This is a genomic window from Chengkuizengella marina (assembly GCF_009910845.1).
Lineage (GTDB): Bacteria > Bacillota > Bacilli > Paenibacillales > KCTC-33759 > Chengkuizengella > Chengkuizengella marina.
The window spans coordinates 58,559-85,354 of sequence record NZ_SIJB01000005.1 but is presented as its reverse complement, the minus strand read 5'-3'; the positions used below and the strand labels follow the sequence as shown (position 1 = coordinate 85,354).

Here is a 26,796-nt window from a genome sequence, read left to right as displayed (position 1 = left end):
TTATCCACCCTCCACTTCAGCTTTTTTAGGAATAAAAGTATGCTTTGTAGTATAACTAGAATTGTGAAGGATGATTTGTTTACCTTGTTTTGTTCTGATGTTTATCACAAGTGGGGCTATTAAGTTACATGTAGCATTTTCTAAGTTATCTTGAATCGATACAAGTGACCAAATCGCAACTTCTGAAGGCTCTTTAATGTCCAATTCTTTTTGTATTTCATTAGATAACTCTACATTGTAATCCTTAAAAAATTGAAAAGGATCTAATATAATAAAATTTAAATTTTGCTCTTCAACAGCCTGCATATAGGTTAAAGGGATTTCTTGATCTAGTTTAAGCAATGCATAACTTTTTACATCTTCGAAACCTAGTAATCCTTTAGTAAATGTCATAATCTTGCTCTCATCAATTTCTATTTCTCCAAAATGTTTCGTTTTTATTTTCATTTAAATTCACTCTCCTATCTCATTTTCATATTCTTTACATTATAACAACAAAAACTATCGAACCCTTAGAATTTGAAAATCAATTTAATATTTTAAGTATCAAAAAAACTATAGGAAAATTTACACTATAGTTTTCAATATTTATTATATTTGCATATCCATTTGTGGAGGTTGTATATCAAGAGAATTCTTTTGTAACAAATATACATCTACTTTGCTTTGATCACGAGAAATTTCAAACGGAATATGTTGTGATTGGAGCTCTACCGAACCTCGTTCTAAACCGATCTCTGTTTTAGTTGGGTTAACTTGAACGTCCACATTTAGTCTTGAGGCAGGTCCTGTAGTGTACACAGGTACTTCAGCAAATGCTTGTTGTTTGGCAATTTCCCCAATTGGATTTCCACCTAAATGAATGGCAGCTAATCTGTCCCCATTTTGTACCCTACGTTCTATTCCCTGCAATGAAATCTGTTTTCCCTGTTGATATACATTTTGCATATAGGCTAAATGGTCTCCAATAGCCATAGCATCCCAAGCTCTATCTTGATTAATTCTTAATTCAGCTTTTCCACTGGAAGTAACCAACGTTTTGGGATTGTTAGAATTCATTTCAAACGTAGCTCTAGGCATCTTCATCTCAGTTTTACCTTGCGTAATGTCTAAGCCAATCTGAGCATATTGCTGGAATATTTGGATACGAGGAATAGAAGCCATGTGAACCTACCACCTTTTTATCTTAGAAAATCTACTAAACTTACAGAGATCATATTAGCGCCAACAGAAAGTGCCGCTTGATATACATACTCACTCTCCGTTAATTTAGTTATTACAAATGCTAAGTCAGCATCTTCTGTTTTAGAAAGTACAGTTTGAAGATTAATATCGTTATCCTCTAATCGAGATTTAGTCAGTTCCACTCGATTCGTTCTTGCTCCAACCTCCGCACGAACACTCAATAGCTTGTCTATTCGAGAGTCAAGTGTTCCTAAGCTATTTGAAAGAGCATCAAAATCTCCGTTTTCTAATTGAGTCAGAATATCATCGATGACTTTAAATGCATTATCTTCTTGTGGTGTACCATCCGGGTTTAATCCACCAAATACTTGATCCCCTGTTACGTTTACAGCCATCTTCGTCCCTTCTCCAATTGCATATAGGATCTGACCCGTATCCGTGGACTCATTTTTTGCATTGCCTTCAGTATACGGTTTTATATTTGTTTGTTGTCCGTTAAAAACATACTTTCCATTAAACTCACTGTTTCCAATCGTAACTAATTGTCCATATAGTTCTTCCATTTCTTCTTTTATGGAATTAAGTGCTGCATCATCATTCGTTCCATTAGAGGCTTGTACTGTTAGTTCTCGCACACGATCTAATACATCGTTTGTTTGATCTAAAATGGAGTCAGAATACTCTAACCAAGAAAGTGCTGAACTTACATTCTCCGTATACTGTTTGTTTGCTGATAGATCGGATCTGTATCTTAGAGCATAAGTAACACCAACTGGATCATCTGAAGGTTTATTTAATTTTTTTGTAGAGGATAATTGCTCTTGATATTTCGTCATTCTTTCAAGGTTATTATTTAAATTCGTTAATAATTGTGTATTCATCATTCCTGAAGTAACTCTCATCTTCAACGACTCCTTCAATCAGCTTTCTATAGCCCTACTCGACCTGTTCCATTGATTAATTTATTTAACAATTCATCAATCGTTGTCATCATTCGTGCGGAAGCATTATATGCTTGTTCAAATTTGATCATATCCGCTAATTCCTCATCTAAAGATACTCCACTCACGGATAAGCGATTGATTTCAACTTGTTGTACCAACACTAGTTGATTATCTACTTGTCGACTTGCCTCCTGAGATTGTACACCTAATTGCCCAATCATGGATCGGAAAAATTCATCAAAAGTGCCGTTAGACAATACTGGATCTCCTGCTGTGCCTGAAGTGTAACTTAAATCTATGTTTTTCATTCCCCCAATTAATAAGGAAATATCATTATTTCCGAAGATTACATTACCACTTTCGTCAACTCTTGACGATGAAGCAATTTTTGAAGGATTGTCCTGTATTTCTGGATTTACAGTAATACTGCTTGCATCCCATTCCGTAGCACCCTCTTTTAAAGTAAAAAATGGAGTGCCTGTTTGTGGAGGGTCTTCAAGAGAGTAACCTAATTCATGTATCCCATTCAAACCTTTGACTGTTACGGTTGTATCTGATCCTAGTGTTCTATCTTCTATTGTTCCAGTATAAGTAATGCCATTTAAGATTGTCCCTTCAGGAATAATAGAACCCTCAGGAAGGGTAACTTCTACATCCCCTTCTACCAATGCTTTAACCATGGCATCTATTTGAAAAGCATATTCTGCTATATATTCATCCCTTGATTGAACCATACCGTATAGTTCACCGCTATTTAAATCTCCAGAAGAAATGCTGCTGTTTAAAGAGGCTTCGTCAAATGTAAATTCTTTGTTAATCCCATTTACTAAACTAATGCTACCCATAGTGATTGAGTAGCCACTTTCTGTTTCAGAAACATCGATATTTACAATATTGGAAAGCTTGTCCACAAGAACATCTCTCTGATCTCTTAGATCATTTGCATTATCACCCATTCCTTCTATTCTGAAAATCTCGTTATTTAAATTTGTAATTTGCGTTAGCATATTATCTGCTTCTGTCATTTTCACATTCATATTTTCAGTTAAATCGTTTGCAAAATCATGGAGCTGTTTATCTAATTGATTCAAAGTATCTGTTAACGCCAATGCATTTTCTTTTAAGGCAGTACGTGCTGTAACATTCTCTGGATCATTACTAACATCTTGCCATGCGTTCCAAAACTTCTCGAGAACTTGCGTTAAGCCTGTTTCAGAAGGTTCGTTAAAAATAGCTTCTAATTTTTGTAATGTATCTTCTTTAATAGACCATTCTCCTAGATATTTCTGTTCATTTCGATACTGATCGTCTAAAAAGCTGTCTCTAATTCTATTAATGGAATCAAAATCTACCCCTTGTCCAATTTGACCTGGGTTTGTACTTCTCATTAAACCTGGAGCTTCCATAGGTTTAGAAGCGACAAGATTTACGGATTGTCTAGTATATCCCACTGTATTTGCATTTGCTATATTATGCCCAATCGTATTCATTACCGTTTGCTGAGCGGTTAAAGAACGTTTGGCGATTTCTATTCCTCCGAATGTAGATCCCATATGTATTCCCCTTTGCAAATTAGTCCGATCTATATTAATTAACCTTTAATATCAAATATTCCTTTACGAGATGCATGTTTATTCTCTAATGGATTTTGATAAGTCACATTTTCATCTGCTGTGCCTAGTACCGTTTCCAATGTCACATTGATATAAGATAAAGATTGTTCAATTAATTGTTGATTTAATTTATTCACTTGTTTCATTTCATCCATAGTACTCAAAAGTTTATTCTGTGCTGCCTTCAAAGCTTTTTGTTCCTCTGGATCAATGATAAATCTTGTTAACTCTGTAATGGTAAGGTTAGGAGTAGGCTGCATTCCTTTTTGTTTTAAGATGTTTTCAACAACCTTTATTCGTTTAGCATCTACTTCAGTAATTTGCTTTAGCAGCGTTGACTCCTGATTCATGATTTTCGAAAGTTCTTCTATATTATTATCGATTATGATTTGTTTTTTTTGCTTACCAAGCTCTATTAAGTTGAAGTGAAGCTGATCCAACGTTTCTAAATGTTGTACGATGTCATAAACTGACATGCTCTCTCACCTTTTTCATTGTTTTTTGAAATACGGTAATAGTTTCTCTGCGATTTTATTGGTATCTACTTGATACGTCCCATTAGAGACGCTTTGTTTTAAATCTTCAATTTTCTCTTCACGTTCGGTCGGTTTTGCATCTAGCAGTTCCTTCGCTTCAGGTGAAATTTGCACTTCATCCCGCTGCATAGCCTTTTTGCTGGCTTTCTTTTCTTGGTTTATATCCTGCTGTTGACGATAATTTTGAATCGCATTAACTGGATTGATTTTATTAATTTTCATGTGGATCACCTCACATATCATTACATACAAATTAGCCGATAGTCATTTACTATTATTATCGGCAAGTTTAGTGAGAAACTTTATAGATATTATTTTAAAATTTCTTTTTGATGCTGCTGTTTTTGTGAAGATAAGAAGCTTTCACCTCTTCTTGATTATCTTCAGCATTTCTACTTGTTACATCACGAACCTCTCTTGCAATTCTAAGACTGCAGTTATCACATACTCTTCCTACTTTTATTAATTGGCCGCATGAATTACAAGGATAACCTAAGTTTTCTAAGTCACTGATTAAGATTCTACCTTCATGAATAAATTGTGTGATTTGTCGAACGGATACATCTGTTTCTTCACTTAATTCATAAATCGTACATGCACGGTTTTCTTTTATATATTCCGCACATCTTTCATATTGTTGATTGATATCTTCTACACATCTTGGACAAATGTTACTAACGTTTTTTACAAATAAACGACCGCAATTTATACAATTATTTAATTGATCTATAGACATAATATACACCTCAGATTTCTATCAATCCTACCAAAATATTTTTTATTTAATATAATACCTGAAGAAGGTTTGCGTGTATACTGAATTGTCGATTTTTACATTAAAATGTAGAAAATTATGGTATAATATTCCTGGTAAACCTTCAACTTGAGTGGGAATAAGCTCCTTCCTGATAAGGAGGTGATGCTTACGATCATTTCCTTTGTCGATATGATCATGTTCGGAATATTTCTTCTGGCGTTATTGACATATGTCGAAAAAAGGAAATAACCCGCTTTAGGTTGACCGCCTAATGGGTTATTTCCTCCAAATTTTTTATTTCGGAAGGAGTCCCTACCAAAATGAGTTGTACACGGAGTCGGCTGGCACCCGGCTCTTTTTTATTGTATCTTTTAATATACATATTATACCACTCACTTATTGAAAATGCACTATTTAATCCATTAACTGATCTCTTACAGCTTGGTGTTCCTCAGAACCTATAATCTCAAGACCTGCTTCAGATAAAGGGTAATCATTTAAGTGATATTTCTCCTTTAACCTTAATATTCTCTCTACTCTTTCATTTAACTGTTGTAAAGAAATTTCTCCAGTTTCAACAGCAACTTCTATTGATTGTATTGCTTCTAATTGCAAATCATATTGATGTGAATAAAGTAAAAGATCCACCCCAGCTTGAACAGCATATACAGCAGCTTCCCCTGCTCCGTAATATTTTTTAATCGCTCCCATTTCCATATCATCCGTGATAACAACACCTTGAAAATCCATTTCATTTCGTAATAACTCCGTTATGATTGTTTTAGATAATGACGCAGGTTTCCCACTTCCATCTATATTAGGGTATTGGATATGGGCAACCATTACTACATCTGCTCCTTCCTGAATTGCTCCTTGAAATGGTTGTAGTTCCATTTCTTTCAGCTGTTCTACCGTTTTATGAACAACAGGTAAACCCTTATGTGAATCAATAATAGTATCACCGTGACCAGGGAAATGTTTCACTACAGGAATGACATTCGATTTTTGCAAACCGAACATCAATGCGTTTCCATGTTCTTTAACAATCTCTGGTGTTGTTCCATAAGCACGGTCTCCGATAACTGTATTTTGGGGATTACTGAAAACATCAAAAACAGGTGCATAATCCATATTAAAACCATGTGCGGCTAATTCATTACCAATCACTAATCCGATATCATGAGTTAGTACAGGATTACCCTTCCCCCCTATAAATAAATTAGACGGAAATTTGGTCGCATTACTTGGCAAACGAGATACTCTACCGCCTTCTTCATCTACAGAGATAAATAAAGGGATTTGATTGGACTGATTTAATTGCTTTAAATCATTGGTTAGCTGTAAAAGCTGCTTACTTGTTTCAATATTTCTACTAAATAAAATAATGCCACCAACATGGTGCTTTTGAATCAAGGTTTTAATTTGATCATTTGGTGTCAAACCATCAAAACCAACTACAAAAAGTTGACCGATTTTTTGTTTTAATGTCATTTGTTCAAGTTGTTGAATGATTGGATCTTGTTCTTGTTCATCTTCTATAAAAGAAGATTGATCATCATTTGGTGAACCCGAATCTTTTGGAGCTGTCTCCTCTGCAGGGTTAGACTCTGGATTATCTGTTGGTGGAGACTGACTTAAATCTAGGGGATCAGCACTCTGACAAGCTGTGAGAAAGCTAATTACTAAAACAAAGGATATTAAGACCCATTTCTTCATGTCATTCATTCCTTTCTAAAGGACACACCTTGAACTTTATTTTATCGATGAATGGACCACATCTCTGCTTCTACCTCATGAAAAACGATTTCTTTTTCTAAGGACATCCCGTTTTTCTTTGCGACATTCTGTGACCCTGTGTTTCCAAGTTTTATAAGTGAAATTAATCTATCTTTCCCTAAATGATTCATCCCGTATTCCTTCCAAGCGATAGCTGCTTCGGAAGCATAACCTTGACCCCAATAGGGTTTAGCAATCCAATAACCAACTTCTAGTTCATCTTTCCCTTCTACTTCTTGTGGAAGTAGTCCTGCATGTCCAATAAAAGATTGATCTGATTTTCTAATCGCTAACATTAAACTAATATGACCTTCTTCATATCTGTTCATCCATAATTTCATTCGTTCTTTCGTAAAATCCTCGGTCCAGGTTGTTCCTTTACCAATATATTTCATCATTTCTGGATCAGAGGTCATAGAGATTAAGAAATCTAAATCTTTCAATGTGTACTTTCGAAAGATGAGACGATCAGTTTCTATCATTTTATATTTCTCCTTTTATTTATTTTATAAAACAATGATGCTGCAAATATGCCTAATAACATTCCAGAAATGGGTGATACGACTAGGATTCCAATTATATTATTGCTAGATGTGAATACAAGTTTCAACATAGTAACTATCAAAGCAATGAATAGAACAATACTCCAGTATTTTAGCTTTTGATTTTGACTAATGATTGTTTTTCTATTTACATTATTTTGTTTATGCAATACTTGGAAACAAAGGAGGGTTAAGAAGACAAGACCTGATAAAGATAATGTGTGCTGAAGTAACTTATAAACAGGTATCGCATTTATTGTATTTGATAAAAAAGAAAATTTTAAAACAAAATATCCACTTGTATGTGTAAACGCATCTATAAAAATATGAGAAAAGAAGCCAATAACTACTGAGGTTAAAAAAACAATCCATTTTCGAAACGTATTTAACTCCCATGAATGGAACACTTGATAGGACCTCATATCTAAGTTATAGAGTCTTGGTAAATGTAATGATAGGGCTTTAATCATTATTTTATGAAAAATAAAAACAAATAAAATACTTAGTGGAATGGCTTGTACAAATAATCCTGTTACCGAGTGACCTATTGTTCGGTAGGGTTCCAATGCTATGAAATACTCAAAATCAGGGGACATACTTCCTAGTACGAGGCCTGTAACACAAAAATACTTTGGTTTGATCCATTTTAGTGGAAGGGCATATAGAGGATGTGAGAAAGTGAATGGCATATTGATTCTCCTTTATTAGTATGTCTATTCCATCTATGAAATAAAGCTATCTATAATCAGGTCTAACATTGTACCTATTTTTATGTATATTGTAAATGATTTTTACTAATATCCATATTATAACACTATACAGTTTTGTGAAAATTCATTTATATACCATCCTAGATTTATACTCCCTTACGAAAAATATACTTAAACATTATCTTGCCCAAGTCACCCCATAAACTTTAGCGGGCAAGTGAGCTGTAATCACCTTGGCATATTCATTTAACGTACTACCCGTTGTATATACATCGTCAATCACAACGATACGCATAACCCTCTTCTTATTTATTCGTTTCACTTCTTTTTCATTTATCACAAAGGCTCCTTGTATATTAGAAAAACGATTTGACCAAGAACCTACACTTTGTTTTTCAGTATGACGAACTCTTTTTATAAGCTCAATAACGGGAATTTGGTGTAGTCTACTCAGACCTCGTGCAAATCGTTCTGCTTGATTAAAACCTCTTTCTTGTAATCTTTGCTCACTTAGCGGGATATAGGTAAAGCAGTGTATAGGGTAATTTTTTAATGACGTGGACATTAATAACAACTGAAATGCATAATCAAACATTTTTATAAATAGACTTTCAAGTCTTTCATTCCCTCTATATTTATATAATGCCAACCATTCACGCATGGTTTCATTGTATTCCACTGCACTTCGACTGTATTCATAATAGGTGTTTGATTTGCGAACACAATCATAACAAACTTCAAATCGTCCACAAATGGGGCAAATAACTTTGGATATCCACGGTATCATTGATGCACATGTATTACATAAGGATAAGGTTTGGTAAGTTGGGGCAGTTTCTTTGCAAATCAAACATGTATTTAAGTTATTAGAAAAGATTGAACGCAGAAACCGTAGTTGAGTTTGAATAAAATGAGGCTTGTCTTCAAACATTGAAATCCCCCCTATCTTTTCTATAGTATTGCTCTTTTAGGTACCCTTTTTGCTTAGCTAATGTATTCATCTGTTTAATTTGTTTCATAGCTACTACCTGACTTTTCGTTTTCTCATTTGAGTAAAAGTACACTTTACCATCAGGATATTGCATTGATCTCCCCGCCCGTCCTGCCATTTGCACTAAAGCTGCTTCATCAAACATGTTGGAATCCGCATCAATAATATAAACATCCGTATTAGGTACAGTAACCCCTCTTTCTAATATCGTAGTTGTCACTAAGATTTCAATTTCTCTATTTCGAAAGGCTTGCACTTTCTGTTCCCGTTGTTTATCGATTGACGAAACACCTTGTATATTTACTTCCTTAAATTTTGTTCTTAAGTAGTCAACAAATGGGTTGATATACTTTATTTTAGGTAGAAATATGAAACTAGTCGCTCCCCTATGTATCGTTTCTCTAATATGATGTAATAACACTTTTTCTACTCGGTATTTATGAAGGACTCCTTTTAATGATGTGAATTCCATTTGATCATTTGAACAAATTTGTTGTAAAGACGGGAAAGATACTCTTTGTGGGATAGGCAACGGATGGCGGTGGTATCTGACTGGCACTTTTATATGCGGAAGTTGATCTTGTTCTACTAATTTGATCATCTGAGTAGGAGGTGTGGCTGATAACATGATGTATTTCCCATGTGGTTTACTTGCTTTCATTGCAGCATACTGTAACATCTCATTGTTATGAAAAGGAAAAGCATCTAGTTCATCAACAATGATGCAATCAAACTTTTGCCAAAAACGAAGCAACTGATGTGTTGTAGCAATAAATAAATTGCCCTCCTCCCATTTTTGTGGACTTCCACCATACAAAGTTACGATATGTAAATAAGGAAAAGCTTTTTGTAAACGTGGCTGTAATTCTAGAACCACATCTTTTCGGGGTGTAGCCAGCATCACTTGATGACCTTTGTTTATTTCTTGTTGGATTAATGGAAACACCATCTCCGTTTTCCCTGCCCCAGTCACTGCCCAAATTAAAAAGTAGGAAGGTTTTTTTGTAGAAATTCGATGTTTGGTTTCATTTAAAAATTTGCATGCAGTTCTCACTGCTGCCAATTGAGGTTCACTTAAATTCCAATGTTTCAAATTGCTTATAGGATGAATCTTAATTATTGAGGATTGTGATTTCATATAGGATAAAGATTTCCCTCGAATTAGCGGTGTACAATACCTGCTTTTCCCCATCGTAATGCAATGCTCACAATACAAACAATGTTCTTCACAAAATAAACATAATGTTTGGTACATGTTCTCTTTACCACTACCACAACGATGACAAGTTATTTCTTTTTGCTGCTGTAACCAAGGGAGTGATTTCTTCAGGTTCATTGTTACCCCACTTTTTATTTCAATTTGTTCATTTAAATATAAGTATTGAATGATAGAAGACCATTGATCTTCGATTGTGCAACCTAACTTTTTTAATACATGAATAAATTCTGCTAGTAATAATTCTCTACCTTGAATGGATTGTTTAATTTCTCTTTCCAAGTTTGGATTAATGGTGGAATCCATACCATTGTTATATTGAGTAGATTGAACCATTTGGAAGGTTAGCTGTTTCTGTAGTTTTTCACTTAACTGTACATGCTCCTGATGTAAGAGCATAAAACGAATCCAATTCTTAGTCAATTGTGGTATATCTTGATTAAAATGTTTCAATGGACCAAAAGAATGATGCAATTTACAATAAATCAAGGCAATACCTAACGGTAATTTTGGTTTAAGCACAATTAGATATGGGTGATTTCTTTGTTTGAACCAATATTGAACATCTACTTGCATCTTAAATGATACGTACCACTTCCAATCAATTCGCATACCGTTTTGATCCCTTGAATGGTTTACAGCATATAATTGAACTTTCATAAATACCTCCATCTCACTTGGTATGAGTAAAATTGTACCCCCATTAATAACATCCACATCCATATGACAATTCTGACACTAATTCATCCATGAACTGGTAACTGGCATATGACCATCCTGTTCATAAAAAAACACCCAATCAGCTTATTGCTGATCGGGTGTTCTTCACTCCGATAATTTTTAATTAGATGTAGCGCTTTAAAGCAATGGGTTATTTTGCAAACCTATATCCTTTGTTAAGTCAATAACAGTTACATTTTTATCAATAATTTTATTTTCTAAATTAATTCTTTCATTTATTGAAACACTTTTAATTTGTAAATCCTTATGCAAAATCATTCGATTTGTTATGGCAAGTGTATCATCTGTTGAACCTTTGTCCACAACGGTTATTTTTACCTCTTTGCCATGAAACCAAAAAAAGAAAAAGATAGAGCGAAGAACCCATTCAATTAATTTTTCATTTTGATATGAAATGATGACATAGTGAACTTTCTGAAGTTCGATCTCTCCCTTTTTTTTAAGGTGAAAATAATGGGAAACATGAACGATTAGTGCACATAAAGCATAAATTCCTATAATCGTAAAGATTCCAGCTATCATCACATGTCTACCTCCCTTATATGCCATCATATGCCATTAGGGATTGTAGAGTTCCAATTGGATATGCAAAAAGAGGTCTGAGGGAATAAAATAATAATCAAACGAAATTTTTGTATCTCTCTTTAAAGTGTTACCCAACCTTTTTTAATTGAGTTAATTACAGCTTGAGTACGATCTTCCACTTCTAATTTCTGTAATATGCTGCTCACATGATTTTTTACTGTTTTTTCACTAATAAATAATTGCTCGCCTATTGCTTTGTTGTTTCTGCCTTCTGCCATCAAGCACAAAACCTCTGCTTCTCTCTTTGTTAGAGGATTTTCCAAATCATATATGTATCGTACATTAGAAGTTGTGGATTGCTGCTCCTTTGGTTTGGCAATGCCTGTTTCATTTAAGTATGTCATTCTTCTTAAGTGGTTGATTAATTTACCAGATACTTTAGGATGTATGTATGAATACCCCTTCACTACAGAATTAACAGCATGAATTAACTCATTTGATTCCATATCTTTCAATAAGTAACCAGATGCCCCTTTTTTTAGGGTTTCAAATACGTAACTTTCGTCATCATGAATAGATAAAATAACAATTTTTACAAAAGGAAAATGTTGAGTGACCTTCTCTGTTGTGATTACACCATTTTCATTTGGCATATTAATGTCTAATAAAAGAACGTCGGGTTTATACTTTTTACAGCATCCTAATACTTCGCTGCCATCCCCACATTCAGCTATGACTTCCAACTGATCCTCCATTTCTAGTATTCTTTTTAACCCTTCCCTAAAAAGAGCGTGGTCATCTGCAATGATCACTCTTACTTTATGATCATCATTCATACTATCTCACTCCTTTTCTTCACTTGCATTGACAGGTACCTTCATCGTAATTTGGGTACCTCTATTTGATGCAGAACGGATTTCAAACTCTCCTTCAAGAAGTTCTACCCGCTCGCGCATACCTATAATCCCATAATGGCTGCCACCAAGAATTTTTAGTTCCATTTGTTCTACATCAAATCCTAGACCATCATCCTCTAAAGTTATCGAGATCATCTCTTCTTCAAAGGTAATATCTAATTTAATTTGAGAGGCTTCGGCATGTTTATATGTATTTGAACAAAACTCCTGCACAAACCGGTAGATCGCTACTTCCATTGCTGATGATAAGCGAATTTCGTGTCCATGAACATCAATAGAAGTATTTATTACATATTTTTCCTCAAAATCATGTAAATACTTTCTGAGTGCTGGAACAAGCCCTAAATCATCCAAAGCCATTGGCCGTAGATTAAAAATTATCTTTCTTACTTCTTCTAGGCCTGACCTCATTTGATTTTTAAAATCAATGAACTCATCCATTAACGTATCATATTTCTTTTTACTTACCATACGTTCGACAATTTCGGTTCTTAATACTAAATTCGCCATAGATTGAGCAATTCCATCATGAATTTCCCGGGAAATTCTCTTTCTTTCCTCCTCTAGTGCCAAAATAATCTTCAATCCGATCAGTTGTCTGTTTTTAGCTGTTTCTAAAATTCGTGAAACTTGGTTCAAGTCCCCTTTTAAATAATCAACCACAACATTCATTTGAGAAACAACGTTTTCTGCTCGATGAATTGTGCCTTCGATATTTTTAATTCTTTGGTGCAATTCATCTCTTCGATCTTTCAGATTTTTTTCCTTTTCACGATAAACAATTAACTCAATTTGAAAGCTATTAGCTGTTTCATAGGCTTTTCGAATATCGTTTTCTCCATACTGATGCAAATCTCGACTTACTTCCGAGAGTCTATTTCTAGCATCTCTAAATTTCAATTCAAATTCATCAACAATACTTATAACTTTGTCGATTTCTCCCATGACTTTAATTAACTCATTATTAAGAACTTCTAACTCAGAGCGAGCGCTTTCAGAGATTTCATAAATTTGATACTTGCTATCATCCATGACTTCCATTGTTCTTGTTATGACTTTATCGATAGCATCCAAGTTCCCCACTATATCCTACTCCCGTCAGTTATTTCAAGCCGAAATTATTATGTATGTAGATTCTCTATAGAGAAAATATAGGTATTAAATACTTATATACCTATAAATAGTAGTCTTCCATGGTGTTGAAACACCATAAAAGTCTACTATTGTCGAAATATGATGCCTATATCTTTATACTACCATAATTAAGAAAAGAATAAAGTAAATTGATGTCAATATTTATTCCATTGTGATTTTATTTGTCGATGAATCCCAGCCTACTTTCCAACCAAAAAATTCTGAAACGAATCGCAATGGAACCATCGTACGATTATTAATAGCAGTAGGTGGAACATCAGAGGTTACTTTATTCCCATTTAAATTAATAGCTGGATCGTTAATCCATAATTCTATTAACTGATCCTCTTTTATTAAAATGACTTTCTTCTCAATCGAATCCCACGTGACTTCTCCACCTAAAGCATCTACTATAAAACGAAGTGGAACCATCGTTCTACCCTCGATCACAACAGGAGCTTGATCTAGTTCCTGAGAGATACCGTCAACTTTTAGAACTTGTTCATTTAAAATCATCTCAACCTTTGGTTTAATAATTGGTGGAATTTCACCTCTATACATAAAGGTAATGTTATCAAAAGCTACAGATCCAGTAACTTCTCTATCATTTTGTCCAACATCTGGACTTACAATATATAACCTTTTCATTTTTATAGGGTATGTTAAATCATAGTCTGCTAGATTAACGTTTACTGTCTCCCAACCTTCCCAGTTCACATTTTTTGAGATATCTATTTTTTGAACATCACCATTTCCGTCAATAACTTCAGCTCTCACCCAGTTGTAGCTATTATCTCCAAACAAGTCCATCTTCAAAAATTGCGGCTCTCCATCTACTATCATTCCCTCGTCGTTGTTAAAAACAGCATAAGCAGCTTTATTAACCGTTTCACCCTCAGAAAAATCATAATCTAATCTCAAGCTTTTATTGTTGGTAGATTCTCGTTGGAAGGATAAATCCCCACTCACGAAAGAAGGATAAGCGGTGAAAGATACTGGAACTTGCTCAAGATTAAAATCTTCCCACTCTCTTAAAATACCCGCAGATAAGGTTAACATGGAACTATAACCATCATATTTAGCAATGATTCTACCAATTCCTTTATTTCCAAGTTTATGAACGGTTAATGTATCTCCATCGATACTTCCTGAAAAACCGATAAACTGCCAATCTATTAATTCAGTAGGAACCGTACGTTTAACTCCAGATTCAGATTTCACAAACACAGGTAGTTTATACGTACCACCTTCAACGAGCATATTTGAATTAGAGGCATAGAAGCCCATTTTAGACAAATTATCTCTTCCAATAATTTCTATTTCCAAACTTTCATTGATATTATTTGAGGTAGCCGTAATTTTCGTTGTACCCGATTGATTTGGTGTAAATACATCTCCTTCAAACTTCCCAATTGAATTTGAAATCAACCAGTTCACATCCAACTCACTTACATCTAATGGATTATAATATTCATCATATGCTTTCATTTGATAGGTGGTTTGTTCATTTTTGAAGAGCGTTGTTTGTCCATCTAAAAACATGCCTTTCAATTGACCTTCCGGAGCTGTTGAATATACACCGACCCCATTAACAACCTTTCTTTCACTTCCATATTCGGGTTGATTACTTAGTTCAACATCAAATTCAGCCAAAGGACGTGATACGAGTTGAGTTGAACCTCCACCATCAAGGTTAATACCATTGTAAATACCAAGCTGTAACATCAATTCTTGTAATTCACTCAACCTTAAACCATCACTTTCACCATAGTGATCTGCTGTCACAATATACACGTATCTTTCATCTTTAGAATAACCAATTGCCGTCCTAGAGCGATTCCCCAATAGACTAGATACATCTCTAGAAAAATCTGCGGCTTTCCCATCTTGTATTAATACGGTATGGCCTCCAATCAGCATTTTAAAATCGTCTTCTTTTATATTTTGACCATCGTCACTAAGTGAAAGAAGTTCATAATCGGTATCCATCTCGTCCCCTACCCGCATATTCTCTGTAACAAACTTCGCTGCTTTACCATGGGCTCTTAAAATATATCCATCTTTGGGGGGAGTCATCTGTAGAAACTTCCCTTCAGAGATTTCTTCAATCACACCGTCTACAACTAATACTTCTGTAGGTGTAGTTGCACCATCTGCAGCTCTTTGCTCACTTCCCCAAGCATTTGTGTAAATATATAATGAATCTGCATGACTATGTAAATTTCCAGGTTCCAACCATGCGTAAGTTTTGTTGATTCCCCTAAGTGGGTAACTTTCTCCATTCTCAGCTGTCACTAATCCCTCAAATGCATAGAGTCCAATGACTGGTTTATTGGCTTCTGTAATTCCAAACGTATACATACCCGTTAATTCACTTGGTGATGCCATAATTTCTCCATCAGATATGGTTGGTCCCAGTGGTACACCTTCTGAACTCATTGCATAAAAATCACCATTTACCCCTGCGACTGCATCTGTATACTTCACCATATTTTGAACTGTTGATCTTTCTGTAAACTTTCCGTGAGCACCTGTCATTACATCTAATTTAACATAAGGGTTATTCAGATCTAACTTAATCACACCAACGTTTGTATTGATATACTCTCCGTCTCGTTGCATTGTGAAAGTATAATTTTGTAAAACAGCTCCGGACGTAATCATCTCTTCATTCAGTAATTTAGCTGATGCTGCTTCCACTTGTGATATACTCAACCCTGATATAGGTGAAAATAAAAGTTGAGCACTTAAAAAACTGCTTACTACCATAGGTATGACCTTTTTACTGAGAAGTCTTTTACCACTTTTTCTATGTTTGTATTCCATGTTCTCTCTCCTAGTTGATTATTAGTCATATAATAGTTGAATAACTTTTAATAGATTCAATCGTTTCTTTTTTCCTCTACTAATTAGACTACATAAGGTGACAAAAAGTTACGTTTTTTTTATGAGAATATATGAAAAGTTGAGAAACTAGAAAATATATGTAATATGAGGAAAATATAGTGTGTTTTTTATTAGAACATACAAAAAAAGCACTGATGATTTACTCACCAATGCTTCATTAGTATAAAAATCTTAGACTGTTCTAATTTTTATTGAATTTCCTTTTTTAGTAATTCTATTTTATCTGTACGCTCCCAAGGTAAATCTACATCTGAACGACCAAAGTGGCCATAAGCTGCCGTTTGTTGATATATCGGTTGACGTAATTCTAACATTTTAATAATTCCAGCTGGACGTAAATCGAATACCTTACGTACTGCTTCTACTAGTTTTTCTTCACTCACTACACCTGTACCAAACGTATCCACACTAATAGATACAGGTTGAGCAACACCGATAGCATAAGCAACCTGGACTTCACATTTTGTAGCTAGACCTGCAGCAACAATATGTTTTGCAACATATCTTGCTGCATATGCTCCGGAACGATCCACTTTTGTCGGATCTTTACCAGAAAATGCTCCTCCTCCATGACGTGCATATCCTCCGTACGTATCAACAATAATTTTACGTCCTGTTAATCCAGCATCTCCTTGCGGACCTCCAACAACAAAACTACCAGTTGGATTAATAAAATATTTAGTATTTTCATCTAAAAATGAAGCGGGTACAACAGGTTTGATTACATATTCTAAAATATCTTTTTTAATTTGCTCTAAACTTATATTTTCATGATGTTGTGTAGAAACAACGATCGTATCTACTCTGATTGGTTTATCATTTTCATCATATTCAATCGTAACTTGTGTTTTACCGTCTGGACGAAGGTAATCTACAATGCCTTCTTTTCTTGCTTCCGTTAAACGGCGAGCTAATTTGTGAGATAATGATATTGGCAAAGGCATTAACTCAGGTGTTTCATCCACTGCAAAACCAAACATCAAACCTTGATCTCCAGCACCAATACTTTCAATCTCACTTTCACTCATTTGCCCCTCTCTTGCTTCGAGTGCTGTATCTACCGCCCGTGCAATTTCAGGTGATTGCTCATCAATGGATGATAATACAGCACAAGTTCTATAATCTAAACCGTATGTTGCATCAACATAGCCAATATTTTTAATTGTCTCACGAACAAGACCAGGAATATCAACGTATGTAGCAAAATCACTACTAATTTCCCCAGCAACTAATACTAATCCAGTTGTAGTAGATACTTCACATGCTACACGAGCATTTGGATCTTGTTTCATAAATGCATCTAATACGGAATCAGAAATTTGATCACATAATTTATCAGGATGTCCTTCCGTTACAGACTCTGATGTAAATAAACGACGACTTTTTTGCGTAGCCAACTCATTCAACCTCCTACTAAATAAACATAAATTATATAAAGATAAATACTCATATAAAAACGAACCTTTTCCCAAGGGAAAAGGTTGGTATTATAATTACGGAACCTTCAAAATATTATATTACTTGAATTGATTATGAGTGTCAAACAGATTCAAACGCTTTTATTGACTTTTATTATTAAAAAATTTACCAATTTGATGTGAAGCTAAGAATTCAATAATACCTGCTCTGCTTGTTGAATCAATCTAGCTGTAATGGCTCCACCAACAGCACCTGATTCTCTTGCAGAAATATGTCCCCAGTAATCTTCTTTTAAAGCTTGTTTAGGAACAACCCCTAACTCTGATGCAAATTCACTATAATAATCAACTGCTGCTTGCTGTCCCACTGATAATCCAAGCTCTGATGCAAATTCATATTTCCATTGATTAATTGTAGACTCGCATCCAGGTACAATTTTTTTGTTAGCCATTTTATTCACCTCCCTATCGTTATACATGTAGTATCACCGATCGGGATTTACACAACACTCATAAGATGTTGTCATTATGGGAAGATATAAGATAAACATCAAAATTCTGATTAATGATGTATAGATTTGGATAAAAAGGATTCTAATCTCTTTTTAACATCTAACCATTCCTCTTTAATAATACTGTAATAAACTGTATTCCGAATAAAACCATCAGGAAGTATGCGGTCTTTTCTTAAAATTCCTTCTCTTTGAGCTCCAATTCGTTCAATGGCTTGCAATGATCTAATATTTCTCTCATCTGCCTTAAATTGCACTCTATTTAGATTTGCTTGTTCGAAGCAATAGTTTAACAACAAATATTTACATTCTGAATTGACTCTTGTTCTCCAAACCTTAGGATTCAACCATGTCCAACCTATTTCTAAATGGGCATCTTTTAAATGAATATTGATAAAACGTGTACTGCCTACAATTTCATTAAACTGAAGATCCATAATAACAAATGGTAATGATGTACCTTTCTTCTTATCTGAAAGAGCTTCCTTTACTAACTCCTTCATATCATTAATATTTGAAACGTTTCTCGGCATATAATCCCAGATCCCCTCATGCTGGCCAGCTTTAAAAAGTGCATTAGTATGTTCTTCGGTCAGTGGTATGATCTTCACTCTCTCCCCTATTAACTCAAAATCCTGAAGTTTCATAATCATTATCTCCTTACCTATATTTTTTGTTAAATTTTCTATTGAGTTTAATGCAAAAATTGATCAAGGAAAAGTTCCAATTTATAATAATTTTTATATACCAATTTAAATTGAATAGTCAAAAAAATCGTTAATGATTATGTTTATACTTATTAGGAAGGATGATTTATTTGATGGATTTTCATATTCCCTTAAATCGTTACTTACAAAAATACCGTTATAAATATGCTGCACTTTACCATGCGATACATGATGAAATTGTTACTGGCAAACTGAAAAAAGGAATTAAACTTCCCTCCACCCGGCAGCTTGCTAACAATTATGAAATTTCAAGAGGAATTGTAAATCAAGTATATGAAATGTTAACAGCTGAAGGATATTTATCATCAGAAGTTGGCAAGGGAACCTTTATTATTTATGAAGGAACACAAAAAGAATTACAGCCAAGCCATACATATAAAATACGAATATCTGATTGGGCTCAACGATTATCCAAACTTAAAGCTCACTCCGACTCTGTAACATCTGCATATGAAAAAGAAAAAAAATATATTCATTTTAAAGTTGGCTCACCTGATCTAAGTGATTTTCCTTTTAAAACATGGCATCGTTGTTTATATGCTCAAATACGTGAAACAGCAGCTCAATCTATACATGACATGAATCATACTGAGGGATATTTGCCATTAAGAAAATCTATCTCTCATCACTTACTAAAAACAAGAGGAATACAATCAACACCTGAAGAAATTATTATTGTAAATGGGTCTATGCAAGCCATTGCCCTATGTTCTCAGTTGCTCATCAATCCTGAAGATAAAGTGATTGTTGAAAACCCTTGTTACAAAGGGATCCATCAAGCCATTAAAGCCGTAGGAGGGATCTCTATACCCATGAATGTTGAAAAAGATGGCATTCAACTTCAAATAAACAATTGGGAGTCAAAGCTTGTCTTTCTTACACCTAGTCGACAATATCCTACTGGAGTTGTATTAAATTTATCTAAGAGGCAAAAAATACTGGAATGGGCACAAAAAAATAATGCATTAATTATTGAAGATGATTATGATAGTGAATTTCGATTTAGAGGAAGACCTATAGAACCTTTAAAAGTGTTAGATCATCAAGATCGGGTCATCTATATTGGTACTTTTTCTAAAACAATGAAAACTGAATTACGCATTGGTTATGTCGTATTGCCCAAGCAGCTTGTCCAGTTATTTCATCATTCAAAACAATTATATGAACCCTATGCAACAGGTATCTTGGAACAACGTGCCCTATCTTCTTTCATAAATCAAGGTAATTATGAACGTCATTTGAGAAAAATGACAAGATTATATCAATCTAAACACCTAATGTGCTTAAACATGTTGAAAAGCAAATTGTCACATTTATTTATGTTTAATGAATCCGATGCAGGATTACATATATATGGAAAATGGTTATTAAGCAGTGAAAAGTATGATATTTTAAAACAAAAATGTGGTGAAAAAGGAGTATATTGGACTGATTCAACAAACATGGATTTAAGTAGTCATTCACATAAACAACGCACAGCATGTTTTGGATTTTCTCATTTATCCATAGAAGACATAAAAATAGGAATCAATCTCATTGCAAGCATTGAAGAAACACATCACTTATTTGATCACGCATAATTATTAACTGATAGGGTAAATTGAATATAAAGTGATTTTGGCAATGCAAAAAAGAGTATTCATGCCAAGGGGGAGAGTAAAATTCTGTACCTTTTCACTTCTAAGAAAAGCTTAATTATAAGATTAAGCATCATTAGCTTACTGTTACTTAGTTTAAACTCAAATGGAATTGTTGCAGAGGAAAATAATGATGATATCAAGGTATACATAAATTTATGGAAAAACGAACTTTTAGTATATCATGGAAATGAAGTCATACAAAAATTCCCCGTCTCACCTGGACGAAATGGGTATCCATCCCCTGTAGGAACATTTAAAATAAACGAAAAAGCAACGAACTGGGGTGGTGGCTTTGGTACGAGATGGCTTGGGTTAGATGTGCCATGGGGGAAATACGGTATTCACGGAACAAATAAACCTTGGTTAATTGGCACTTCAGTAAGCAGTGGTTGTATACGAATGAGAAACGAAGATGTGGAGAAATTATATAAAATAATTCCAGTTGGGACAAAAGTAGAAATTGATGGCCCCATAGATGGCATTGATAAAAGAGAGTTCAAAAAACTGGCTAAAGGAAATTCGGGTAATTTAGTATTATTATTACAGCAAAATTTAAAGTCACATGGATATTATAAAGGGAAAGTAACTGGTATTTTTGATGAAGAAACTGAAAATGCAGTAAAAAGAATGCAAAAAGATTATGGCTTAAATGAATCTGGAGTGACGTCGAAAAGGGAGTACAGACGTTTAGGTATGATTGAATGACAAAACCTCAATATAAATCATTTGTGTTATAAAAAAATCGCAAACCAACTTAAAAAGGTGGGATGCGATTTTTTAGTTTTTTTCACTGTTTTAACTCATGGAATAAATCATACTTATCATCTAATGGTAAGAAATTAAAATACCCTATAAATCCAAAATAAGCATTTAGGTATACAAAAAAGGTATGTTACAATCAAACAAAGAATAAATTTGTAAGAATATACTTTAAAACATACAGCGAAAGAGAGCGAGTTTGTACGGGAGAAAAACAAGACTTGCACTACTAACATCTAGTGGCAACCCTTTCTCTGAAGCGATATATGAAAGGTGGAGAGAGCTTGAATCATATTGTAGAAGCAAATTGGTTAAAAGAAAATCTTTCTAATGTGCGTGTGATTGATTGCAGATTTGAATTAGGTAATCCTACTGCTGGACTTCTTAGTTATTTAGGGGATCATATCCCTGGAGCTTTATTCTTTGATTTGAATCAAGATATGTCAGGTAAGGTAGAGGAACATGGCGGCAGACATCCATTACCTAATATCGATGAATTCTGTGATAAGTTATCTACTGCTGGCATTGATCAGGATACAACAGTGATAGCATACGACGATCAAGGTGGTGCCTTTGCTTCCCGCTTCTGGTGGATGTTAACTTACCTCGGTCACAAAAAAGTAGGCGTGTTAAATGGTGGATACAATTTATGGAAAGAAGAAAATAACCCTGTTACTTCTGAAATACCTATGATACAAAAAAAACCATTTATTCGTGACATACATGATGACCTTCTGGTATCCATGAAAGAAGTGAAGGAGCGTATTGGTGATGACAGTACCACGATTATCGACTCTAGAGAACCAATTCGTTACGATGGAATAGAAGAACCTATCGATATCATTGGGGGGCACATTCCATCTGCAATAAACGCATTCTGGAAAGAAGGCTTAAATGATCAAGGGACTTGGAAAAGTATAGATGAACAGCAAAACCGATTCAACCAGATCGATAAAAAAAAAGAAGTGATTGTATATTGTGGTTCAGGTGTTACTGCTTGTCCAAACGTCCTTACTTTAAAAGAAGTGGGGTATGAAAATGTAAAGTTATACTTAGGAAGCTGGAGTGATTGGATTACGTATAACGATAATCCAGTAAGTACTAACGAATAATATTCTAAGAATCAGGAAACGTTAGAAGCACATTAACTTCATTAATGTGCTTCTTTACATACTTTTGCATATGTATGTGGTACGTCTGGTCATATCAGATTCTTTCCCCACATTGATCACAAAATTTGGCATTACTTTCATTGAAACTTCCACATTTTGAACACGATAACTGCAATGATTGAGCACAATTTTTACAAAACATTGCATCATTTTCATTATCTGTTCCACATTTTGAACATGATAAACTTCTTGTTTGGGGAGAATTAGTCTCTTGACTTACTCCTTCTTTGATAGCTTTTGAAATATTTCGAATTCCATCAGAAGACTTTTTACTTAAATGATTAAAAGTGTCACTCACTACTGGACTATATTCTCGTGATTGATATCGAGCTACGACACTACCATAACCTAAACCAGAAACAACTAAACCTACAAAAATTAAAGGAATTCCCACAAATGGCAGCCAAGGGTAATTAGGCTGTTCAAAACCTTTTAATGTGAAAAGATCTACCATAAATATTACAAATGATAAAATACCCCCAAATAAAATGATCGGACCAATAATTCTTAAAATTTTCCTTGCTAGTTTGTGTTCTTCTGTAATAAATGGTTTCTTATTCATTTTAGATCCCCCTCCTTACTTTCATTATAATATGACCACACTAAATTCTATAAAAGTTTATACTCCTATTTTATAGTTTAGTTCCAATTTTCAACTTCAAAAGTAATCGATTAATGATTTAAAACAACAAAAAAGCAGTGGATAACCCACTGCCTTTTTCCAACATTGTATACTTTTATTTCTCTAATTTTATTTCATTTTTCTCCTCTAAAGTAATGAATTCTCCCATTACTTTTTCAGCGAATGATACTGGTACATAAACTCGGTTTTTATAAGAGTCGGACGCTAATTCTAATAACTCTGATTTTTTACCATCGATAAAAACTTCGCTATCTCCTACCTTAACAGAAATTTCAGTTGTATCGTTGAATAATGTTACAGATTTCGTTTGTGGTTCCCATTTTACTTTGTAGTCAAAGTGTTTACCTAATTCTCTTAATGAAACCATAGTTACAGGAGCCTCATCTACCGTTTTTGTATAATAAGAAACATTATTTCTATTGTGATTCATATCGTCGTTATTCTCATCTAAAACAGTAGATAGTTCGCTTAAAGGTATTTTAATTTCAGGAGTACCTACATAACCTGCTGCAATTTCATATTCATTAAAAATAAGGACAAGCTGATCACTTTCAGTATAAAAAGCTAAATCCTCCCGTAAAGAAGTTAGTTTTTGTTGAAAATACTTATCTGGATCTTGATCTATTTCTGTTTGTATGAGTTTGATTAATTGTGCTTGATCATTCACAATATCATTAATTTGAAGTTGACCTTGACCGCTATTATTTAAATTAATCGATTGAACTGTGGATATACCACTTCCTGCTATGGAGTATTTTGATGTAGTTATGATGACAGAAACGACATCTTGATTCTCTTTAACATCATAACTTATATGAAGTGCAAGTTTATTCCCTCTTGTATCCATATTATTTGCTATTAGATCACTTGCTTCTTTTTCTATTTCACGTTTTGCTGTTTGATAAATCTCATCAATTTGTGCTTCCACTAACTTTTGAAGCTGTTTATCTGTAATGCCCTTTAATAAGGGGAGCTCTCCAGATATAACAACTAAATCTTCCTCCAATGAAAGTGTTTTAGATTCAACCGAAATTTGTGACTCCTCAAAATCTTTATCTATTTCCAATTGCTCTAAAGGAATTGTAACTGTAGGTGTACCTACATAACCTGCCGCAATTTCATATTCATTAAAAACTACACTTAATTGGTTGTCTTCTACATAAAAAGCTTGATCATTTCTTATAGACTTAAAAGAATCCTTAAATAATTGTTCATTGGACTCAATTTCTTTTTGAATTAATTGATTTAGTTTTTCTTTATCTGCAACGAAATGTTTTAATTCCACAATGTGTCCCTTTGTATTATCAATGATATTGATGGAATCAACTTCATTTATACCATTTGCTGCTATATATCCTATCGTATAGGTATTAAATACAATGGAAACCATGTTCCCAGAAATTTTAACCTTGTAGTTAATATTTAAACTATATGGACCTGTTGGTGAATTATGAGGGCCTGATATCGCATCATCACCCAATTTCTTCTGCTCATCATTAAATACTTTTGATTGCTTCTCTACTTCTGCTGTTTTTTGTTCTACAAATTGTATGATTTGTTTATTTACTTCTTTTTGAAATTTTTCATCCTTCATTCCTTTGACAACCGGTAATTTCCCTTCAACTACTACATATTCATTTTGAAAAGCATAATCGGTTGATTCTACAGAGACTTTTGATGATTGTTGCAAATCAAAGAGAGCTAACTCCATTGCTATTGGTTGAGATGTGGAAGTTGAATTTGCCAGAGAAAGTTGAATGCCTCCAAACAGTAAGGTTCCTGATAATGTTAATAACATAGCTGTTTTTTTCATTATGTTCACTCCTTTATTATATATTTTATTTACATGACTAATCATAACTTGTTCTTTTTTATAAAGGGTGACAAAGAGTTACAAATTGATTACATTTTATTAAGAAAATAGAAATACACCTTTGTGTTACAATTTTATCGAAAACAATATTATAAAAATCTCTAAATTAGTACCAAGTTCTAATACTAAGTGTTATAATAATAATTAGATCATATCGTCTATGATGCACATCTTTTTAATGAGAATGAAAAAGAAAGTAGGAGAAAATGATGAAACGTAGAGTTGTAGTCACAGGATATGGCATCGTCTCACCTCTAGGGAATAATATAGATACTTTTTGGCAGAACATAAAACAAGGAAAATCAGGGATAAGCAAACTTAGCGCTGAAAAGTTTAAAGGCATCAACACCCAAATAGGAGGATTAGTTCAGAACTTCATTCCAGAAGAATATTTCGATTCAAAAGAACTGCAAAAATATGATTTATTTATTCAGTATGCCTATGCAGCTGCAAAACAAGCCCTCGATCAGGCAAATCTTGATATGGATCAAGTAAATAAACAACGAATTGGGGTCTATATGGGATCAGGGATTGGCGGATTTAATACACTTTTAGATAATCATAATGCTATGTTGGATAAAGGACCTAGAAGAGTCTCTCCTTTTCTGATTCCAATGATGATCAGTAATATGGCTACAGGGATTATTTCAATTAAAACAGGGTTCACGGGGCCGAGCTTTTCTCCTGTTTCAGCTTGTGCAACTGGTAATCAAGCAATAGGAGAAGCCTTTCTAAACATCCAAAATGGTTATTCAGATGCTATTTTAGCAGGTGGAGCAGAAGCTACGATTAATCCTTTAGCTTTTGCAGGTTTTTCAAGAATGAGAGCCATGTCTACTCAAAATGAAACCCCAACAACAGCGAGTCGTCCATTTGATGCAACACGTGATGGTTTTGTGATGTCTGAAGGTGCAGGGGCACTTTTCCTTGAGGAATATGAACATGCAAAAAAACGTGGGGCAACCATTTTAGGTGAAATTGTAGGTTACGGAGCAACAACAGATGCTCATCACATTACAACACCCGATTTTCAAGGTGCAGCTAACGCTATGAAAATCGCCATGGACATGGGAGAAATTCAACCAGAAGACGTAGATTATATTAACGCTCATGCTACAAGCACACCTGAAGGAGATCGTTCAGAAACAAAAGCAATCAAATCCGTTTTTAACGATCACGCATATCACTTAAAAGTAAGTGCTACAAAATCAATGACAGGGCATATGTTTGGTGCAGCAGGTGGGGTCGAAGCAATTATCACACTGAAAAGCATCTCTGAAAACATTGCACCTGCTACAATAAACTATAAGAATCCAGATTCTGAATGTGACCTTGATTGTGTTCCTAATGAAGCCATTGAAACAAACATTAATGTGGCTCTATCCAATGGATTTGGTTTTGGTGGGCATAACGCCGTCATTACAATGAAAAAATATAGTTAAGTGTGCCGTATTTATAGAAGTTAAGTACCTTAAAGTAAAGAATAACAATAAAGGGCTGAAATTTATAAATTTCGGCCCTATTTTAGTTTTTATTCATTGTTGGTCTTTCAGACGA

Annotated in this window: 26 protein-coding genes; 5 read left to right on the top strand and 21 right to left on the bottom strand. The window is 34.2% G+C overall.

The annotated features are described in order from the left end of the window. From fliW to ERL59_RS01995, 7 genes are all read right to left on the bottom strand, one after another. Nucleotides 1-447 carry a flagellar assembly protein FliW gene (gene fliW / locus ERL59_RS02025; protein ID WP_160643971.1) on the bottom strand — a complete coding sequence of 149 codons (447 nt, stop codon included), beginning with the start codon at nt 445-447 and terminating at the stop codon, nt 1-3. 144 nt (nt 448-591) lie between these two features. Continuing rightward, nucleotides 592-1,164, bottom strand: coding sequence for a DUF6470 family protein (locus tag ERL59_RS02020; RefSeq protein WP_160643969.1), 573 nt, complete (start codon nt 1,162-1,164; stop codon nt 592-594). Nucleotides 1,165-1,181: 17 nt separating this feature from the next. Next, complete coding sequence (flgL, locus tag ERL59_RS02015; protein WP_160643967.1) at nt 1,182-2,087, bottom strand: flagellar hook-associated protein FlgL; 906 nt, start codon at nt 2,085-2,087, stop codon at nt 1,182-1,184. Nucleotides 2,088-2,113: 26 nt separating this feature from the next. Beyond that, on the bottom strand, nt 2,114-3,682 hold the full coding sequence (gene flgK, locus ERL59_RS02010) for a flagellar hook-associated protein FlgK (RefSeq protein ID WP_160643965.1): 1,569 nt from the start codon (nt 3,680-3,682) through the stop codon (nt 2,114-2,116). 38 nt (nt 3,683-3,720) lie between these two features. After that, on the bottom strand, nt 3,721-4,218 hold the full coding sequence (locus ERL59_RS02005; RefSeq protein WP_160643963.1) for a flagellar protein FlgN: 498 nt from the start codon (nt 4,216-4,218) through the stop codon (nt 3,721-3,723). Between the two features lie 15 nt (nt 4,219-4,233). Then, a complete protein-coding gene (gene flgM, locus ERL59_RS02000) occupies nt 4,234-4,500 on the bottom strand; it encodes a flagellar biosynthesis anti-sigma factor FlgM (RefSeq protein ID WP_160643961.1) in 267 nt (88 codons plus the stop codon). A 94-nt stretch (nt 4,501-4,594) separates the two neighbouring features. Continuing rightward, nucleotides 4,595-5,014, bottom strand: a complete 420-nt coding sequence (locus ERL59_RS01995; protein WP_160643959.1) for a flagellar protein — start codon at nt 5,012-5,014, stop codon at nt 4,595-4,597. Nucleotides 5,015-5,197: 183 nt separating this feature from the next. Here ERL59_RS01995 and ERL59_RS21515 point away from each other — a divergent pair, with 183 nt between their 5' ends. Next, nucleotides 5,198-5,284: a putative holin-like toxin gene (locus tag ERL59_RS21515; protein ID WP_407925668.1), complete on the top strand. Its 87-nt coding sequence runs from the start codon at nt 5,198-5,200 to the stop codon at nt 5,282-5,284. 165 nt (nt 5,285-5,449) lie between these two features. Here the strand turns inward: ERL59_RS21515 and nagZ are convergent, their stop codons facing one another. The 12 genes from nagZ to ERL59_RS01935 form a co-directional block, all read right to left on the bottom strand. After that, a complete protein-coding gene (gene nagZ / locus ERL59_RS01990; protein ID WP_160643957.1) occupies nt 5,450-6,751 on the bottom strand; it encodes a beta-N-acetylhexosaminidase in 1,302 nt (433 codons plus the stop codon). A gap of 41 nt (nt 6,752-6,792) precedes the next feature. Then, nucleotides 6,793-7,293, bottom strand: a complete 501-nt coding sequence (locus ERL59_RS01985; protein WP_160643955.1) for a GNAT family N-acetyltransferase — start codon at nt 7,291-7,293, stop codon at nt 6,793-6,795. Beyond that, nucleotides 7,290-8,042: a DUF4184 family protein gene (locus ERL59_RS01980; protein ID WP_160643953.1), complete on the bottom strand. Its 753-nt coding sequence runs from the start codon at nt 8,040-8,042 to the stop codon at nt 7,290-7,292. Before ERL59_RS01980 ends, ERL59_RS01985 begins: the two co-directional genes overlap by 4 nt. 199 nt (nt 8,043-8,241) lie before the next feature. Next, on the bottom strand, nt 8,242-8,994 hold the full coding sequence (locus ERL59_RS01975; RefSeq protein WP_160643951.1) for a ComF family protein: 753 nt from the start codon (nt 8,992-8,994) through the stop codon (nt 8,242-8,244). Then, nucleotides 8,987-10,930, bottom strand: coding sequence for a DEAD/DEAH box helicase (locus tag ERL59_RS01970; RefSeq protein ID WP_160643949.1), 1,944 nt, complete (start codon nt 10,928-10,930; stop codon nt 8,987-8,989). Before ERL59_RS01970 ends, ERL59_RS01975 begins: the two co-directional genes overlap by 8 nt. A 198-nt stretch (nt 10,931-11,128) precedes the next feature. Next, entirely contained in the window at nt 11,129-11,533 is a 405-nt protein-coding gene (locus ERL59_RS01965) for a hypothetical protein (RefSeq protein WP_160643947.1), read from the bottom strand. 122 nt (nt 11,534-11,655) lie between these two features. Then, entirely contained in the window at nt 11,656-12,372 is a 717-nt protein-coding gene (locus ERL59_RS01960) for a response regulator transcription factor (RefSeq protein ID WP_160643945.1), read from the bottom strand. A gap of 6 nt (nt 12,373-12,378) precedes the next feature. Then, entirely contained in the window at nt 12,379-13,536 is a 1,158-nt protein-coding gene (locus tag ERL59_RS01955; protein ID WP_328699885.1) for a sensor histidine kinase, read from the bottom strand. A gap of 213 nt (nt 13,537-13,749) precedes the next feature. Next, nucleotides 13,750-16,413 (bottom strand): stalk domain-containing protein, encoded by a 2,664-nt coding sequence (locus tag ERL59_RS01950; RefSeq protein ID WP_160643943.1) that lies wholly within the window; start codon nt 16,411-16,413, stop codon nt 13,750-13,752. Nucleotides 16,414-16,682: 269 nt separating this feature from the next. Further along, complete coding sequence (metK, locus tag ERL59_RS01945) at nt 16,683-17,891, bottom strand: methionine adenosyltransferase (RefSeq protein WP_160643941.1); 1,209 nt, start codon at nt 17,889-17,891, stop codon at nt 16,683-16,685. A gap of 206 nt (nt 17,892-18,097) precedes the next feature. Next, nucleotides 18,098-18,364 (bottom strand): alpha/beta-type small acid-soluble spore protein, encoded by a 267-nt coding sequence (locus ERL59_RS01940; RefSeq protein WP_160643939.1) that lies wholly within the window; start codon nt 18,362-18,364, stop codon nt 18,098-18,100. A gap of 110 nt (nt 18,365-18,474) precedes the next feature. Then, a complete protein-coding gene (locus ERL59_RS01935; RefSeq protein WP_160643937.1) occupies nt 18,475-19,071 on the bottom strand; it encodes a GNAT family N-acetyltransferase in 597 nt (198 codons plus the stop codon). Between the two features lie 173 nt (nt 19,072-19,244). Here ERL59_RS01935 and pdxR point away from each other — a divergent pair, with 173 nt between their 5' ends. The 3 genes from pdxR to ERL59_RS01920 all read left to right on the top strand — a co-directional run bounded on the left by pdxR (nt 19,245) and on the right by ERL59_RS01920 (nt 22,663). Then, nucleotides 19,245-20,732: a MocR-like pyridoxine biosynthesis transcription factor PdxR gene (gene pdxR / locus ERL59_RS01930; protein WP_160643935.1), complete on the top strand. Its 1,488-nt coding sequence runs from the start codon at nt 19,245-19,247 to the stop codon at nt 20,730-20,732. A 57-nt stretch (nt 20,733-20,789) separates the two neighbouring features. Further along, the gene (locus ERL59_RS20950) at nt 20,790-21,497 is read left to right on the top strand and encodes a L,D-transpeptidase family protein (protein ID WP_328699886.1); all 708 of its coding nucleotides are present in this window, start codon (nt 20,790-20,792) and stop codon (nt 21,495-21,497) included. 320 nt (nt 21,498-21,817) lie between these two features. Beyond that, nucleotides 21,818-22,663 (top strand): sulfurtransferase, encoded by an 846-nt coding sequence (locus tag ERL59_RS01920; RefSeq protein ID WP_160643933.1) that lies wholly within the window; start codon nt 21,818-21,820, stop codon nt 22,661-22,663. A 94-nt stretch (nt 22,664-22,757) separates the two neighbouring features. Here the strand turns inward: ERL59_RS01920 and ERL59_RS01915 are convergent, their stop codons facing one another. Continuing rightward, the gene (locus ERL59_RS01915) at nt 22,758-23,285 is read right to left on the bottom strand and encodes a zinc ribbon domain-containing protein (protein WP_160643931.1); all 528 of its coding nucleotides are present in this window, start codon (nt 23,283-23,285) and stop codon (nt 22,758-22,760) included. A 175-nt stretch (nt 23,286-23,460) separates the two neighbouring features. Then, complete coding sequence (locus ERL59_RS01910) at nt 23,461-25,179, bottom strand: DUF3298 domain-containing protein (protein ID WP_160643929.1); 1,719 nt, start codon at nt 25,177-25,179, stop codon at nt 23,461-23,463. A gap of 269 nt (nt 25,180-25,448) precedes the next feature. Between ERL59_RS01910 and fabF the strand changes: the two genes are divergently transcribed. Then, nucleotides 25,449-26,681, top strand: a complete 1,233-nt coding sequence (gene fabF, locus ERL59_RS01905; protein WP_160643927.1) for a beta-ketoacyl-ACP synthase II — start codon at nt 25,449-25,451, stop codon at nt 26,679-26,681. Nucleotides 26,682-26,796 lie beyond the last annotated feature (115 nt).

What these genes read in the sequence shown, in the direction of transcription:
- fliW (WP_160643971.1), bottom strand. Translation starts at nt 447, where the DNA reads ATGAAAATAAAAACGAAACATTTTGGAGAAATAGAAATTGATGAGAGC.
- ERL59_RS02020 (WP_160643969.1), bottom strand. Translation starts at nt 1,164, where the DNA reads ATGGCTTCTATTCCTCGTATCCAAATATTCCAGCAATATGCTCAGATT.
- flgL (WP_160643967.1), bottom strand. Translation starts at nt 2,087, where the DNA reads ATGAGAGTTACTTCAGGAATGATGAATACACAATTATTAACGAATTTA.
- flgK (WP_160643965.1), bottom strand. Translation starts at nt 3,682, where the DNA reads ATGGGATCTACATTCGGAGGAATAGAAATCGCCAAACGTTCTTTAACC.
- ERL59_RS02005 (WP_160643963.1), bottom strand. Translation starts at nt 4,218, where the DNA reads ATGTCAGTTTATGACATCGTACAACATTTAGAAACGTTGGATCAGCTT.
- flgM (WP_160643961.1), bottom strand. Translation starts at nt 4,500, where the DNA reads ATGAAAATTAATAAAATCAATCCAGTTAATGCGATTCAAAATTATCGT.
- ERL59_RS01995 (WP_160643959.1), bottom strand. Translation starts at nt 5,014, where the DNA reads ATGTCTATAGATCAATTAAATAATTGTATAAATTGCGGTCGTTTATTT.
- ERL59_RS21515 (WP_407925668.1), top strand. Translation starts at nt 5,198, where the DNA reads ATGCTTACGATCATTTCCTTTGTCGATATGATCATGTTCGGAATATTT.
- nagZ (WP_160643957.1), bottom strand. Translation starts at nt 6,751, where the DNA reads ATGAAGAAATGGGTCTTAATATCCTTTGTTTTAGTAATTAGCTTTCTC.
- ERL59_RS01985 (WP_160643955.1), bottom strand. Translation starts at nt 7,293, where the DNA reads ATGATAGAAACTGATCGTCTCATCTTTCGAAAGTACACATTGAAAGAT.
- ERL59_RS01980 (WP_160643953.1), bottom strand. Translation starts at nt 8,042, where the DNA reads ATGCCATTCACTTTCTCACATCCTCTATATGCCCTTCCACTAAAATGG.
- ERL59_RS01975 (WP_160643951.1), bottom strand. Translation starts at nt 8,994, where the DNA reads ATGTTTGAAGACAAGCCTCATTTTATTCAAACTCAACTACGGTTTCTG.
- ERL59_RS01970 (WP_160643949.1), bottom strand. Translation starts at nt 10,930, where the DNA reads ATGAAAGTTCAATTATATGCTGTAAACCATTCAAGGGATCAAAACGGT.
- ERL59_RS01965 (WP_160643947.1), bottom strand. Translation starts at nt 11,533, where the DNA reads ATGATAGCTGGAATCTTTACGATTATAGGAATTTATGCTTTATGTGCA.
- ERL59_RS01960 (WP_160643945.1), bottom strand. Translation starts at nt 12,372, where the DNA reads ATGAATGATGATCATAAAGTAAGAGTGATCATTGCAGATGACCACGCT.
- ERL59_RS01950 (WP_160643943.1), bottom strand. Translation starts at nt 16,413, where the DNA reads ATGGAATACAAACATAGAAAAAGTGGTAAAAGACTTCTCAGTAAAAAG.
- ERL59_RS01940 (WP_160643939.1), bottom strand. Translation starts at nt 18,364, where the DNA reads ATGGCTAACAAAAAAATTGTACCTGGATGCGAGTCTACAATTAATCAA.
- ERL59_RS01935 (WP_160643937.1), bottom strand. Translation starts at nt 19,071, where the DNA reads ATGAAACTTCAGGATTTTGAGTTAATAGGGGAGAGAGTGAAGATCATA.
- pdxR (WP_160643935.1), top strand. Translation starts at nt 19,245, where the DNA reads ATGGATTTTCATATTCCCTTAAATCGTTACTTACAAAAATACCGTTAT.
- ERL59_RS01920 (WP_160643933.1), top strand. Translation starts at nt 21,818, where the DNA reads ATGAAAGGTGGAGAGAGCTTGAATCATATTGTAGAAGCAAATTGGTTA.
- ERL59_RS01915 (WP_160643931.1), bottom strand. Translation starts at nt 23,285, where the DNA reads ATGAATAAGAAACCATTTATTACAGAAGAACACAAACTAGCAAGGAAA.
- ERL59_RS01910 (WP_160643929.1), bottom strand. Translation starts at nt 25,179, where the DNA reads ATGAAAAAAACAGCTATGTTATTAACATTATCAGGAACCTTACTGTTT.
- fabF (WP_160643927.1), top strand. Translation starts at nt 25,449, where the DNA reads ATGAAACGTAGAGTTGTAGTCACAGGATATGGCATCGTCTCACCTCTA.